A 14,533-nucleotide genomic window follows, 5' to 3' on the forward strand; every position below is an offset into this window, starting at 1 on the left:
AATCCTCGTTGGATGGATACTGCGGCTTCCGGCCCTGGCAACCGCCGGGTGTGGCCTGAGAACCTACGTAATAGTTATCGTCGTGGTGGGCAGTTGCTTGAGGATTTTTTTGATTTTTTTTACTGGCGCCGTGCCACCCCTTGCAATTCAAGGGTTTACGCCTGCACAAAACCCAACAAACATTGGCTTTTCTGGCGCCAAATAAAAAACGCCGATGATCTTTCGATCATCGGCGTTTTTGTTTGTCGCTATTAAAGCGTCACGGGCGATAGAGAATCGCCGAACCCCACGACAGGCCAACCCCGAAACCGCTGATGGCCACGCGTTTCCAGGTAGCGTCCATCACGTGCTTTTCCAACAGCAGCGGAATGCTCGACGACACGGTGTTGCCGGTCTCGACCATGTCCTTGATGAACTTGTCGACCGGCGCATCTTCGAAACGACGCGCTACGGCGTCGACAATCGCCGCACTGCCCTGGTGAATACAGAATGCATCGATGTCATCGGCCTTGAGCTGCGACTCATCGAGCAGCTCGTGCAAATGCGCCGGCACCTTGAGCAAGGCGAAGTTGAACACCTGGCGACCATTCATGAAGAACACGCCATCGCTGACCTTCAGGTGCGGCGCGCCGGAACCGTCGGTGCCGAACTTGGATTTGCCGAGCAACCACGGTGCGTCTTCGCCCATCCAGGTAGCGGTGGCGGCGTCGCCGAACAGCATGGTGGTGTTGCGGTCTTCCGGGTCGACGATCTTCGAATACGGGTCGGCGGTGATCAGCAGGCCGTTTTTCAGGCCGGCGGCTTCCATGAAGCCCTTCATCGCGTAGATGCCGTAGACATAGCCGGAGCAGCCCAGGGAGATATCAAAGGCGGCGACGTGAGTCGGCAGGCCCAGTTTGTCCTGGACGATGGCGGCAGTGTGGGGCAGCCCCTCTTCATCGCCGTTCTGGGTGACGACGATCAGCGCGTCGATGGACTCGCGCTTCAAATCCGGGTTGTTGGCAAACAAAGCGTTGACCGCCTCGACACACAGGTCAGAGGTTTCCTGCGCCGCTTCCTTGCGTGGCAGGAAGGCCGAACCGATCTTGCCAATGATGAACTCTTCATCCTTGGCGAATTTGGCACCCTGGGCGTAGTTATCGATCCCGTCTGCCGGCACGTAACTGGCGATGCTTTTTATGCCAATCATTGTGGCTTCCCAATACTAAATAGCTGGAGAACACCCCCGGACCACGCCTGGGGTGCTGACAATAAAGGGGATAACCCCATAAAAATCTCGCTGAAAGCCGCCCCGCACGGACCCTGTGACGACTTATCCTTTTCACACGATACAGTGAAGATGCGCTTTATGACTCACAGGTCACTCAATTTTGTGTGCTTTATGCAAAACCTTCAAACAATTAAATCCCAGAAACGACAACGGCCCAGCCTGTTTCCAGGCTGGGCCGCTTGACATGCCAGCGCTTACATCTTGTTAAACAGGCTCAACTGCGAGACTTTCACAAACGCCAGTTGCGAGGCTTCCAGCATGGTTTGCTGCAAGGTCAAGTTGATCGCCGCCTCGCCCATGTCGACGTTGGCCAGCGCACTCATGGTGCTGGTATTGGCCAGGCCAACGCTGGTGTTTTCGCTGGCCTGCACCGTCAGCGCGTTCTGCCGCGCGCCGATGGAACCGCGCACGTTGTCGACCTGGTCGGACGAACTGGTGAGGTTGGCGACCGCCGCGTTCAAGGCGTCCTGCAGCTTGACCCGCGCGCCCGGGATACCGTCTGCCGGCTGTTGCAGGGCCTGGCGCAGTTGGCCCAGGGTGTCGAGGGCGTTCTGGGTTTTCTGGGTGCTGTTGCCGATCGAGAACTGATCGCCCACATTCGGCGTGCCGCTCACCTCGAAGGTGACCCCCGCCGCGGTGATCGTGTTCGGAGCCGGTGGAGTGCCCGCGTTGATCACGCCCTCGCCAATCGACTTGCTGTTGGCGGAGTACGGCTGGGCATAGACTTTATAAGCCGTCGCGTCGGTGTCATCGAACTTGATCAACACGCCGCTGTTCGGAAAGGTGCTGGCGTAGCCGGCCGCGCTGCTGACCTGGCCATTGGTCAATTGCGCCGACGAGGTGTTGCTCGGGGTGCGCGAGGTGTTGAAGGCGTCCGGCTTGGCGCTCAGGCTGAATTCACGCCCGGCGACCAGCGCATCGGCGTCAGGCCCGGTGGCGGTATCGGTGAGGTCGACGGTGATATCGAACTTCACCCCGCGGATGTTGATGCTGGCACTGCCTTCCTTGGTGGAATCGAACGTGCCATTACCTGGCAGCTGCGAGGTAATGTTGTTGTTGTCCTTGTCCGTCACCACGTACTGGGTGCTGCTGGTAAAGGTCACCTTGTACGGCTGGCCATCGGCGAACTGCTTGGTGTAGTCGATGCCCGAACCCACCAGGCCCGCCGAAATCGCAACCTTGTGATCATCCACCAGCGGCGGCGAAATCGCCGGCGGCACAGGCGCAGTCGCAGGTGCGAGGTAATTGGACTGGGTACGACTGGTGTTGACCGCCCCTTCGAGGATGGTCTTGCCGGTGTCGCCGGTGCGCACATTGAGCGTCTCGGAGACTTGCAGGCTCAGCTCGTTTTCGTCGCCCTGATAGCTATATGTGCCATCGTTGTTGCGCGAGTACGGCGGTGTATCGGTCTTGGAGCCGGAGAACAGGTAGTTGCCCGCCGAATCCTTGCTGTTGAGCAAGCCCAGCAGTTGATCTTCAAGCGCGCCCACCTCGACCGCAATCGACTTGCGGTCGGCATCACTGGTCACGCCGCCGGCGCGCAGTGCGAGCTGGCTACCGGCCTGGATCGTGTTACTGATCGCAGTCAGGACGCTTTCTTCGTTGGTCAGCGTATTTTGAATGCTGGTGATATTGCCGCTGAACTGGGCCAGCATGTCTTTCTGCTGTTGCAGCATCAGCAGGCGCTGGGCGGCAACGGGATCATCCGCGGCGGTTTGCACACGCACGCCGGAGCTCGCCTGCTGCTGCGCCTTGACCACGCTGGAGTAGTTATCCGTATAGCGCGTGGCACTGGTGTCGAAGTACTGCTGTGTAGAAATGCGCATCGTCCCAGGCTCCCTTAAAGACTATTGATCAGCGTACTGAAGGTTTCTTGCGCAGCCTTGATGATCTGCGACGACGCGGTGTAGTACTGCTGGAACTTGATCATGTCGCCCGCCTCTTCGTCCAGGTTGACCTGGGACACCGAGTTGCGCGCGTTCTTGTTGGCCGTCAACAGCGCGGTGGTAGCCGTGGTGTCGGTGGTGGCTGCAGCGGCCTTGGCGCCGACGGTCGACACCAACTTGCTGTTGGCCCCCACCAGGCTGAGCCCGCCACTGCCATCCGCCCCAACACCGACGGTCGCCTTGGTCTGCAGACCGATCAGCGCCTGGGCGTTGCGGTTGTCGGACTTGCCGGTGGCATTGAACGAGAACGAGGTGCTGTCACCGCTGGTCGGCGAACCGGCCACAGTGGTGTCGAAGCTGAAGCTCTTGGCCGGGACGAGCAACGTGCCGCTGGCATCGCGCATCGGCACATTGATAGTGATCTTGTTGGCTTGGCCCGGAACGATAGTGCCCGTGCCGATAGGCTCACCCTTGGCGTTACTCAGGGTGTAGCTCTGGGTGCCATCAGCGGCTTTGTCGCCGAATACCATTTTCACCGGCATCGAGTTGGCGATGCCGACGCGCAGCTGCGCGGCGTCAGCCCCGCCCTCAATGTCGATGGGCACCGTCAGGGTCGGTGGCGTAAACGTGCCGGTGCCCTGGTTGCTCTTGCCGGCCTCGCCCTGCAACGGCGCGGCAAACGCGATCTTGCTCGGGTCGGTCAGCACGGTGCCGATTTCCTTGGCGCCGTTGGCGGTCGGGCTGACCTTGAAGCTGTCACCCTCTTTTACCCCGGCCGCGCCGTTCTTGATCGTCAGGGTAACCCCGTCGATTACCGGCGGCGGCGTGGCGCTCAGATCGTAGGTACCCATGGCCTTGCCGTCGGATCGCAGCACGGTGACCTTGTTGAGGTTGGTGCCATCGTTGAACGAGACCTTGTAGTCGAAGTTGGTCAGCTTGCTGCTGTCCGCAATCGTCACGCCCAGGCTGGCGTCACCCGTGTTGCCTTGTGCCGCCTGGCTGCGCAGGGCGACGGACGCCGCGTTGTTGATGTCCTTGAACATCGAGGCGCCGAACTCACCGTTGAGGTCCACGCCCTGGCCCAACTGGCTGTTGATCGCGTCGGCGGTGACGATGGCAATCCGACCCAGGTCGTTGATCGCCGGCATCAGCACGTCGCTGCGATAGCGCAACAGGCCGCCGATGCTGCCGCCGCTGATCACGTTGCCCAGGTCGACGGCGGTGTTCCCGGCCATGTTGAGCTGGATCGTGTATTGGCTGGTGTCGCCTTTGCTCGGTACTGCAGAAATCGTGTTGGACTGGTCACCCAGCACCAGCGATTGACCGCTGCCGGTGCTGACACTGAACACGCCGTTTTTCTCGCTGGCGGTCACGCCAATCAACTCGTTCAGCGAGCGCACTGCCTCGGCACGCGCATCCAGCAGGTTGGCCGGCGTGGTGTTCGACGAACCCTGGACCTGGTTGATCTGCTTGTTCAGGGAAGCAATCGACGACGTCAGCTGATTGACCTGGTCGGCCATCGAGGTCAGCTGGCTGTTGATGGTTTCTTTCTGCTGGCCCAACTGGTTGGAGATCGAGTTGAACCGGTTGCTCAAGGTCTGGGCGTTGGTGAGCAGAATCTGGCGGGCCGACGTATCGTTGGGGTTGGCCGACGCCGTCTGCACGGCAGCGAAGAACGAACTGAGCACGGCCGACATGCCGGTGGTCTTGTCCGACAGCGTCTTGTCGACGGCACTGACCTGGTCCAGGTAAGCCGCGGCATCGCTATTGAGCGCGGTGCTGTTCTGGTAGGCGGTGTCCAGGTACTCGTTGTACACCCGACGCACGTCAGCCAGGGTCGTACCGCTGCCGATAAACACGCCGCCGTACGGGTTCGACGCATTGGCGCTCTGGGTGGTCTGCTGACGCGAATAGCCCGCGGTATTGGCGTTGGCAATGTTATTACTCAAGACCGACAACGATCCTTGAGCGGCGTTAAGCCCTGACATCCCGATACTGAGCAAACTCATGGTTCAGACCTTATAAATGTGTGGTTGCGCCAGCGGCAGCGTAGTTCTGGTAGCTATTCATCGTTTTGGCGATCTGCGAAATCTTGCTGGCGTAGTCCGGATCGGTTGCGTATCCGGCTTTTTGCAACTCGCGTACAAACTGTTCCGGGTTGTCGGCCGACTTCACAACTTCTTTATAGCGATCATTGCTTTGCAGCAATGTCACCAGGTCATGGAAGCTGTCCTGATAGGAATTGTAGGAACGGAACTGTGCCGTCTCCTTGACCATCGCCCCATCCCGAAACTCGCTGGTGATTGCGCGCGCCTGGCCGCCCTGCCAACTCTGGCCGGCCTTGATGCCGAACAGGTTGTGGCTGCTGCTGCCGTCTTCGGCGCGCATCACCGACTTGCCCCAACCGGTTTCCAGGGCGGCCTGGGCCACCAGGTATTTGGGGTCGACGCCAATACGCGCGGCGGCCGCCTTGGCCATCGGCAACATGGTCGCGACAAATTCATCCTGCGAGCTGAAGGCCTTCTTCGCCGGCGCCAACGGTGGCTGGGCGACGGCGCGGCCGTACACCTGCATGCGCCCGCTGGGCACGGCAAAGGTGCGTGCGCTGCTGTTGATCACGTTGTCGGCAGCCGCGCTGTTACGCAGCGGCGCGGCCTGGGCCACGGTGGTTGCGTCGGTGCTCGGCACGATGCCGGCCAGCAGGCGATCGGTCAGTTTGCTCGGCAAGGCGATACGGCGCTGGTTCATCAACTCCATATCGTTGGCATGCGCGCTGGCGCCTTCGGGGACCGCCACGCGGTAAGCCCAGAGTGGGCGCTGGCCATTGGAACGGCCCAGCGGACCTTCGGCCTGGGTGCCGGCGGCAATCTCGGTCGGCACTGCGGCTTTCTTCACCGGCTCGGCTGCCGCCGGGCCCTGCAAGGTGGCCGCCTGGGCGTCCACCGGCTTGTTCTTCTGCATCTGGCGCATCAGCACGTCGGCCAGGCCGATACCGCCGCCCTCGCGGGACATCGAGACCGCCAGTTGCTGGTCGTACATTTCCTGATACTGCTTGGCCGCCGGGGTGTTCAGCGGGTTGTCCTTGCCCAGCGCTTCAGTGGCCGAGCGCATCGACTTGAGCATCTCGCTCAAGAACAGCGACTCGAACTCCTGCGCCACTTTGCGCATGTTGCCTTCGCTGTTCTTGTCGTCACCGACCTTGAGCTGATTAAGCCGGTTCAGGTCGGAGTAGGACCCCGAGTCCGCCGTGCTGCTGATCCCGCTCTTGCGCATATCCATGGCCATGGCCTCAGATCACGATCAGGTCGGCTTGCAAGGCGCCGGCCTGTTTCAGTGCTTCGAGGATTGCCATCAAGTCGCCGGGGGCTGCGCCCACCTGGTTCACCGCGCGGACAATCTCATCCAGGGTGGTGCCGGGGCCGAACTTGAACATCGGCTTGGCTTCTTGCTGGGCATTGACGCGCGAACGCGGTACCACTGCGGTCTGGCCGTTGGACAACGGGCCAGGCTGGCTGACAATCGGGTCTTCGGTGATGGTCACGGTCAGGCTGCCGTGGGTCACTGCCGCTGGCGAGACCTTGACGTTCTGGCCGATCACAATGGTGCCGGTGCGCGAGTTGATGATGACCTTGGCCACGGCCTGGCCCGGATCGACTTCCAGGTTTTCCAGGATCGACAGGTAGTCGACGCGCTGGCTTGGGTCGAGCGGCGCGGTGACGCGGATCGAGCCGCCGTCGATGGCCTGGGCCACGCCAGGGCCGAGCATGTCGTTGATCTTGTCGACCACGCGCTTGGCGGTGGTGAAGTCGGAGCGATTGAGGTTCAGGGTCAGGCTGTTGCCCTGGTTGAAACCACTCGGCACGGTCCGCTCGACCGTGGCGCCCCCGGGAATACGCCCGGCCGACGGCACGTTGACGGTGATCTTCGAACCGTCGCGACCTTCGGCATCAAAACCGCCGACCACCAGGTTGCCCTGGGCGATGGCGTAGACGTTGCCGTCGATACCCTTCAGGGGCGTCATCAACAGGGTGCCGCCACGCAGGCTTTTCGAGTTACCGATGGACGACACGGTGATGTCTACCACCTGGCCCGGCTTGGAAAACGCCGGCAGGTCGGCACTGATCGATACGGCGGCGACGTTCTTGAGCTGCACGTTGCCCGAGCCTGCCGGCACCTTGATGCCGAACTGCGAGAGCATGTTGTTGAAGGTCTGCAAGGTGAACGGGGTCTGGGTGGTCTGGTCACCCGTGCCATTGAGCCCCACCACCAGGCCGTAGCCGATCAACTGGTTGGAACGCACGCCGGAAATACTGGCGATGTCCTTCAGGCGTTCGGCCTGGGCGACGGCGCTCAGGGACAGCAGGAGTGCCGCCGCCATCAGCTGTTTGAGTTTCAAAGTGGCCACCTAGAAAGGGAACAGCGGGCTAAGGAAGAAACGGTCGAACCAGCCCGGCTGACTCGCATCAGCAAACGAACCCGTACCCGAGTAGGTAATGCGCGCATCGGCAATCCGCGTCGACGGCACGGTGTTGTCGGTGGAAATATCATCGGCGCGGACCATGCCGGCGATGCGCACCAGCTCATCGCCGGTGTTGAGGGTCATCCACTTTTCACCCCGTACGGCGATGATGCCGTTGGGCAACACGTCAGCCACCGTCACGGTGATCGAGCCGGTCAGGCTGTTGCCCTGCCCTGCCGCGCTCTTGCCGTTGGTGGCACGGTCGCCGCTGTAGCCGGCGTCAAGGCTCAGGTCACCGCTGCCCAACGGGTTGTTGGTGTTGGGCACGCCGCCGAACAGCGAAGTCAGGCCAATGCTGGTCTTGCTGGTCTTGCCGATCTGCGAGTTGGCATTCTTGCTGGCCTGGGTCTTCTCGTTCAGGGTGATGGTGATGATGTCACCCACGCGGAACGCCTTGCGGTCGCTGTACAGGTTCTGTTCGAAACCGGCCTGGTAGATCGAGCCATTGTTGGCCGCCGCCGGCAGCGGCGTGCGTGGCAACACCGGCGCGTAGTACGGGTCATTGGGTTTTGGCGTCGGGGCGACACAGCCCGCGAGCACGGCAATCCCACTCAATGCCAGAACGGAAACATAGCGATTCATGACCCTTACCTCACGGTGCTGCAGGCGCCCTCAAGAGCGCCCCATAGACTTGATTACAGATTCTGCGTTACGAACGAAAGCATCTGGTCGGCGGTGGAAATCACCTTGGAGTTCATCTCGTAGGCGCGCTGGGTGGTGATCATGTTGACCATCTCCTCAACCGTGCTCACGTTGGAAGTTTCCAGGGTGCTTTGCAGCGTGGTGCCGAAACCGTTGAGGCCAGGGGTGCCGATTTGCGGCGCGCCGCTGGAGGCGGTTTCCAGGAACAGGTTGTTCCCCATGGCCTGCAGGCCGGCCGGGTTGATGAAGTCGGCGGTCTGCAGGTTGCCGATCACTTGCGACGCCGGGTTGCCGGCGACGGTGATCGACACGGTGCCGTCGTTGCCGACGGTGAAGGTCTTGGCATCCGCTGGGACGACCACAGCCGGCTCCAGGGCAAAACCGTTGGCCGTCACGATCTGGCCGTTGGAGTCCAGGTGGAAAGTACCGTCACGGGTGTAGGAAGTAGTGCCATCCGGCTGCAGGATCTGGAAGAAGCCACGGCCGTTGATGGCCATGTCCAGCGGTTGGCCGGTCTGCTGCAGGTTACCGGCGCTGAAGTTCTTCTGGGTGCCGACGATCTGCACACCAGTACCCAGTTGCAGGCCCGACGGCAGTTCGCTGTCCTGGGTCGACTGGGCGCCCGGCTGTTTCTTGATCTGATAGAGCAAGTCCTGGAACTCGGCACGGTCACGTTTGAAACCCGTGGTCGACACGTTGGCCAAGTTGTTGGAAATGGTGGTCAGGTTGGTGTCCTGGGCGGACAGACCTGTTTTGGCAACCCATAGAGCCGGAAGCATGCTGTTCTCCTTCGTGCGCCTGTTTGTTGGCGCCGCATCACAAATTAGTTAGGGCTGTATCAGCTCATCTGCATGACGCGAGTCATGGCCTGATCGTCTTCTTTAGCGCTGTTCATCATCTTGATGTGCAGCTCGAACTGCTTGGAAAGCGCCAGCACTGCGGTCATTTCTTCCACCGCATTCACGTTGCTCGCCTGCAGGAAACCCGAGGTCAGGGTCACGTTCGCGTCGGCCTGGGCCGGCTGGCCATCCTTGGTGTGGATGGTGCCGTCCAGGCCTTTATTCATATTCTTGAGGTCCGGCTGGACCAGCTTGATGCGGTCCACTTCGGCCATCACACGCGGGCCTTCGCCCATGGCGCGGATGCTGATGGTGCCGTCGGAACCCACTTCGATTTTTTGCTGCGGCGGCACGGCGATCGGACCACCATTGCCCATCACCGGCATACCGTTGCCGGCCCGCAGCACGCCCAATGCATCGACGTTCATGCTGGCGCTGCGCACGTAGGCTTCGCTGCCGTCCGGGGTCTGCACGGCCAACCAGCCGTTGCCGTTGACGGCCACATCAAGGTCGCGACCGGTTTCGATCATCGCGCCGGGGCTGAAGTCAGTGGCTGGGCGCTCGGTCATGGCAAAGGCGCGCGCCGGAAAGCTGTCGCCGAACACCGGCATCGAACGCGCCTGTTCCAGGTCGCGTTGGAAACCATTGGTGGAAATGTTCGCCAGGTTGTTGGCATGGGCCTTCTGCGCCAGAGCATTCTGGCTGGCGCCGGTCATTGCCACATAAAGGTACTTGTCCACGCTCTTTCCTCTTTCTGACGGACGCTTGCCGCCCACCGCTGTACTGATGAGGCTTAAGCAATTTGCGAACCAACTTTTTAAAATGAGGGAAAGACCAGGCGGGGCAAGGGTTTGCGACTGGGTGACGGGAAATGGGCGGTGAGTAAGAGTCGAAAAAACGGCGGACTTATGCCGCTTACGGCAACGACACAATCAAATGTGGGAGCGGGCTTGCTCGCGAAGGCGCTGTGTCAGCCAGCACATAAGGTGACTGATCCACCGCATTCGCGAGCAAGCCCGCTCCCACATTTTGACCCAGTTGTCTCAGGTAGTTACTTGTCGGCCTTGAGAATTTCGTAATCGCGTAACTTATTGGCGATGGTGGTGTGGGACACCCCCAGGCGCTTACCCAGTTGCCGGCTGCTGGAATGCTCGGCATACAGGCTTTCCAGTACCGCCTTCTCAAAGCGTCCTACGATCTCTTCCAAGCCGCCCTCCAGGGAGAAATCGCCAAGCGGCTGACGCACGCCGTAATCCGGCAGGCGAATATGCTCAGCCTTGACCGTACCGCCCTCGCACAACGACACCGCCTGGAACAGCACGTTTTCCAGCTGCCGCACGTTGCCCGGCCAGTGGTAGTGGCTCAGGCGATCCATCGCGGCAGGTGCCAGCTTGGGCAGCGGGCAGCCAATCTGGCGGCTGGCCTGATCAAGAAAGTGCTCGACCAGCGGCGCCAGGCCATCCAGGCATTCGCGCAGCGGCGGGATATGCAGGGACAGCACATTGAGGCGGTGATACAGGTCCTGGCGGAATTCGCCCCGGGCACACAGTTCGGACAAATCCACCTGGGTGGCGCAGATCACGCGCACATCCAGGTACACCTCTTCATCACTGCCGACCCGGCGAAAGCAACCGTCCTGCAGAAAGCGCAGCAATTTCACCTGCAACCGCGCGCTCATTTCACCGACACCATCGAGAAACAGCGTACCGCCCGCCGTCAACTCCAGCAGCCCGAGCTTGCCCTCGGCCCGCGCACCTTCAAACGCACCGGGACCGTAGCCGAACAGTTCGGTCTCGGCCATGGACTCCGGCAGACCGGCGCAATTGAGCGCCATCAACGGCGATTGCCCGCGTGGGCTGGCCAGGTGACAGGCACGCGCCAGCAGCTCTTTGCCGGTGCCGGTTTCGCCTTCTATTAATAGAGGCGCATCCAGCGGCGCCATACGCCGGGCTTCACGCACCACCGCGGCCATGACCTTGGAGCTTTGGAAAATACTGTCGAAGCCGCGCAGCTCTTGCTTGCGCACATTGTAGATACGCTCGCCCACGCGGTCGGCGCGGTGCAGGGTCAGCACGGCCCCGGCCATGGCCTCGCTGTCATCATGCTCGGAAGATTGCAGCGGCGCGATATCCGCCAGGAACACGTCACCCTTGACCTTGACCCGCAGGCCATTGATCCGCGATTTGCTCGCGCGCACCAGCTCGGGCAAGTCGAAGTCTTCGGCGTAGCGCGACAGTGGAATCCCCGGCACCTCATCCACCCGCACCCCGAGCAACTGCGCCGCCGCACGGTTGGCGGCGACAATCGAACCGCCCATGTCGATCGACAACACCGGAAACTCCAGGGCGCCGAGCAAGGCATTGAGCTCCATATGCCGCCGCTCGCTGGGCATCAGCCCGACCCGCTTGACGCCAAACACCCCGGCAATCGCCTCGAACTGCGGGCGCAACGCCTGGAACTGCATGTTCACCAGGTTCGGGCAATACAGGTAGATGGCGTTGCCATGCTCGCCGCCGACCTCGCCCTTGGCGACGTTGACGCCGTATTCCACCAGCAGATTGAGGATGTCCCGCAGGATGCCGATGCGGTTCTGGCAGTGCACTTTGATACGCATGAAAAGGCCCGAAGAGTGGGGAGGCGCCGCGTCTTTTGCCGCTGGGCGCAGATAGTCGTCAAGATTATGTGACAGTCACCGGCCTTTTTACAGCCCGCCGACGCCACCGGCCCACAAGCGTAACGAATACTTTACATAATTCGGTAAATTTTCCTACAGATAGCTGCCGCCGGTGGATGGCATCGGCGCCGCGCCTCGGTATCAATAGAGGCATCGCAGGACATAACAAGAACGAATGCCTAGCAGGAGAGCCGTATGAAGCAGACGCAATACGTGGCCCGCGAGCCCGATGCGCAAGGTTTTATCCACTACCCGCCGGAAGAACACGCGGTGTGGAACACCCTGATCACGCGCCAGTTGAAAGTGATCGAAGGCCGCGCCTGCCAGGAATACCTGGACGGCATCGACAAGCTCGGCCTGCCACTGGACCGCATTCCGCAATTGGGCGAGATCAATAAAGTGCTGGCCGAGACCACAGGCTGGCAAGTCGCCCGGGTCCCCGCATTGATCCCCTTCCAGACCTTTTTCGAATTGCTCGCCAACAAGCAGTTCCCGGTGGCGACCTTTATTCGTACGCGTGAAGAGCTGGACTACCTGCAAGAGCCGGATATTTTCCACGAGATCTTTGGTCACTGCCCGTTGCTGACCAACCCCTGGTTCGCCGAATTCACCCACACCTACGGCAAGCTCGGCCTGGCGGCCACCAAAGAGCAGCGCGTGTACCTGGCGCGCCTGTACTGGATGACCATCGAGTTCGGCCTGGTGGATACGCCCGCCGGCCTGCGCATCTACGGTGGCGGTATTTTGTCGTCGCCCAAGGAGACGGTGTACAGCCTGTCGTCCGAGCCCGAGCACCAAGCCTTCGACCCGCTGGAAGCAATGCGCACGCCGTACCGCATCGACATCCTGCAGCCGTTGTACTTCGTGCTGCCGGACCTGAAGCGCCTGTTCGACGTGGCGCAGGAAGACATCATGGGCATGGTTGAACGCGGGATGCAGCTGGGTCTGCATGCACCGAAATTCCCGCCAAAGCCCAAGGCTGCTTGAACCTTACATCTTGAGGCCAGGTGAGTCTGTTCCCTGGCCGCGCGTTGCTTTAGGGTAACGCTACTGACCTTCATACATTCGAATTCAGGACACCCCCATGACCACCTTGAACCAAGCCCATTGCGAAGCCTGCCGCGCCGACGCTCCACAAGTCAGCGATGAAGAACTGCCGGTGCTGCTCAAGCAGATTCCCGACTGGAACATCGAAGTGCGCGACGGCGTGATGCAACTGGAGAAGGTCTTCCTGTTCAAGAACTTCAAGTTTGCCCTGGCCTTCACCAACGCCATGGGTGAAATCTCCGAAGCCGAAGGCCATCACCCAGGCCTACTGACCGAATGGGGCAAGGTCACCGTGACCTGGTGGAGCCACTCCATCAAGGGCCTGCACCGCAACGACTTCATCATGGCCGCGCGCACCGACGAAGTGGCCAAGGACGCCGAGGGCCGCAAGTAATGCATTTCGATGCCATTGGCCGTGTGCCCGGCGACCCGATCCTCGGGCTGATGGACCTGTACGCCCAGGACCCCAACCCGAACAAATTCGACCTCGGCGTGGGCGTGTACAAGGACGACCAGGGCCTGACGCCGATTCCGCACTCGGTGAAGCTCGCCGAGCAGCGCCTGGTCGACACCCAGACCACCAAGACCTACATCGGCGGCCATGGCAACGCGGCCTTCGGCACGCTGATCAGCGCCTTGGTGCTCGGCGCCGATTCGGCCCTGATCCAAGCCCGCCGCGCCGGTGCGACCCAGACGCCGGGCGGCACCGGCGCCCTGCGCCTGAGTGCCGACTTCATCGCCCACAGCCTGCCCGGCCGTGGCGTGTGGCTGAGCAACCCGACCTGGCCGATCCACGAAACCATCTTCGCCAAGGCCGGCCTCAAGGTCAGTCATTACCCTTACGTGGGCACCGACAACCGCCTGGATGTGGCGGCGATGCTGGCGACTCTCGCCACCATTCCCAAGGGCGACGTGGTGCTGCTGCACGCCTGCTGCCACAACCCGACGGGTTTCGACCTGTCCCAGGATGACTGGCGCCAGGTCCTGCAGATCGTGCGCGAGCGCCAGCTGCTGCCGCTGATCGACTTCGCCTACCAGGGCTTCGGCGACGGCCTGGAGCAGGATGCCTGGGCGGTGCGCCTGTTTGCGGCCGAGTTGCCGGAAGTCCTGGTCACCAGCTCCTGCTCGAAGAACTTCGGCCTGTACAGCGACCGCGTCGGCGCGTTGATCGTGTGCGCGGCGGATGCCGAGAAGCTGACGGATGTGCGCAGTCAACTGGCGAATATCGCACGCAACCTCTGGTCGACGCCGCCGGATCATGGCGCGGCGGTGGTCGCGACGATCCTGGGGGATGCCGAGCTGAAAAAACGCTGGAGCGACGAGGTCGAAGCCATGCGTTCACGCATTGCACACCTGCGTTCCGGGCTGGTGGAAGCATTGGCGCCCCATGGCCTGTCGGCGCGGTTCGCGCACATCGGCACACAGCGCGGGATGTTTTCCTATACCGGCCTGAGTGCCGAGCAGGTGAAACAGCTGCGGGAGAAACACAGCGTGTACATGGTGAGTTCGGGCCGGGCTAACGTCGCGGGCATCGATGCCACGCGCCTGACGCTGCTGGCCGAAGCCATCGCCGACGTCTCCAACTGACGAAACCGACTCAAGCTGTAGGAGCTGGCGTGCCGGCGATGGCGGTGTATCAGTCACTGAACAAGCTGA

General features: G+C 61.5%; 12 protein-coding genes. 3 read left to right on the forward strand and 9 right to left on the reverse strand.

Annotated features, from left to right (window positions below):
- Positions 1 to 259: 259 nt before the first annotated feature.
- From JFU04_RS21170 to JFU04_RS21210, 9 genes are all read right to left on the reverse strand, one after another.
- Entirely contained in the window at positions 260 to 1,189 is a 930-nt protein-coding gene (locus tag JFU04_RS21170; RefSeq protein WP_065909788.1) for a ketoacyl-ACP synthase III, read from the reverse strand.
- 275 nt (positions 1,190 to 1,464) lie between these two features.
- Complete coding sequence (locus tag JFU04_RS21175) at positions 1,465 to 3,096, reverse strand: flagellar hook-associated protein 3 (RefSeq protein ID WP_201145662.1); 1,632 nt, start codon at positions 3,094 to 3,096, stop codon at positions 1,465 to 1,467.
- 14 nt (positions 3,097 to 3,110) lie between these two features.
- Positions 3,111 to 5,165 (reverse strand): flagellar hook-associated protein FlgK, encoded by a 2,055-nt coding sequence (flgK, locus tag JFU04_RS21180; protein ID WP_106803032.1) that lies wholly within the window; start codon positions 5,163 to 5,165, stop codon positions 3,111 to 3,113.
- A 10-nt stretch (positions 5,166 to 5,175) separates the two neighbouring features.
- Positions 5,176 to 6,441, reverse strand: a complete 1,266-nt coding sequence (gene flgJ, locus JFU04_RS21185; protein WP_065909782.1) for a flagellar assembly peptidoglycan hydrolase FlgJ — start codon at positions 6,439 to 6,441, stop codon at positions 5,176 to 5,178.
- Between the two features lie 4 nt (positions 6,442 to 6,445).
- Entirely contained in the window at positions 6,446 to 7,534 is a 1,089-nt protein-coding gene (locus JFU04_RS21190) for a flagellar basal body P-ring protein FlgI (RefSeq protein ID WP_033901075.1), read from the reverse strand.
- Between the two features lie 27 nt (positions 7,535 to 7,561).
- Complete coding sequence (flgH, locus tag JFU04_RS21195) at positions 7,562 to 8,257, reverse strand: flagellar basal body L-ring protein FlgH (protein WP_003214607.1); 696 nt, start codon at positions 8,255 to 8,257, stop codon at positions 7,562 to 7,564.
- A 53-nt stretch (positions 8,258 to 8,310) separates the two neighbouring features.
- Positions 8,311 to 9,096: a flagellar basal-body rod protein FlgG gene (gene flgG, locus JFU04_RS21200; RefSeq protein ID WP_005790105.1), complete on the reverse strand. Its 786-nt coding sequence runs from the start codon at positions 9,094 to 9,096 to the stop codon at positions 8,311 to 8,313.
- Positions 9,097 to 9,155: 59 nt separating this feature from the next.
- The gene (locus JFU04_RS21205) at positions 9,156 to 9,896 is read right to left on the reverse strand and encodes a flagellar basal body rod protein FlgF (protein ID WP_065909780.1); all 741 of its coding nucleotides are present in this window, start codon (positions 9,894 to 9,896) and stop codon (positions 9,156 to 9,158) included.
- A 311-nt stretch (positions 9,897 to 10,207) separates the two neighbouring features.
- Complete coding sequence (locus JFU04_RS21210; RefSeq protein ID WP_106803030.1) at positions 10,208 to 11,770, reverse strand: sigma-54-dependent transcriptional regulator; 1,563 nt, start codon at positions 11,768 to 11,770, stop codon at positions 10,208 to 10,210.
- Positions 11,771 to 12,025: 255 nt separating this feature from the next.
- Here JFU04_RS21210 and phhA point away from each other — a divergent pair, with 255 nt between their 5' ends.
- The 3 genes from phhA to JFU04_RS21225 all read left to right on the forward strand — a co-directional run bounded on the left by phhA (position 12,026) and on the right by JFU04_RS21225 (position 14,464).
- A complete protein-coding gene (gene phhA / locus JFU04_RS21215) occupies positions 12,026 to 12,817 on the forward strand; it encodes a phenylalanine 4-monooxygenase (protein ID WP_120449348.1) in 792 nt (263 codons plus the stop codon).
- Between the two features lie 97 nt (positions 12,818 to 12,914).
- Positions 12,915 to 13,271 (forward strand): 4a-hydroxytetrahydrobiopterin dehydratase, encoded by a 357-nt coding sequence (locus JFU04_RS21220; protein WP_010208721.1) that lies wholly within the window; start codon positions 12,915 to 12,917, stop codon positions 13,269 to 13,271.
- A complete protein-coding gene (locus tag JFU04_RS21225; RefSeq protein ID WP_106803029.1) occupies positions 13,271 to 14,464 on the forward strand; it encodes an amino acid aminotransferase in 1,194 nt (397 codons plus the stop codon). The genes JFU04_RS21220 and JFU04_RS21225 overlap by 1 nt, the downstream gene beginning before the upstream one ends.
- Positions 14,465 to 14,533 lie beyond the last annotated feature (69 nt).

Origin of the sequence: Pseudomonas sp. TH21 (assembly GCF_016651025.1) — a bacterium.
GTDB classification, from domain to species: domain Bacteria; phylum Pseudomonadota; class Gammaproteobacteria; order Pseudomonadales; family Pseudomonadaceae; genus Aquipseudomonas; species Aquipseudomonas aylmerensis.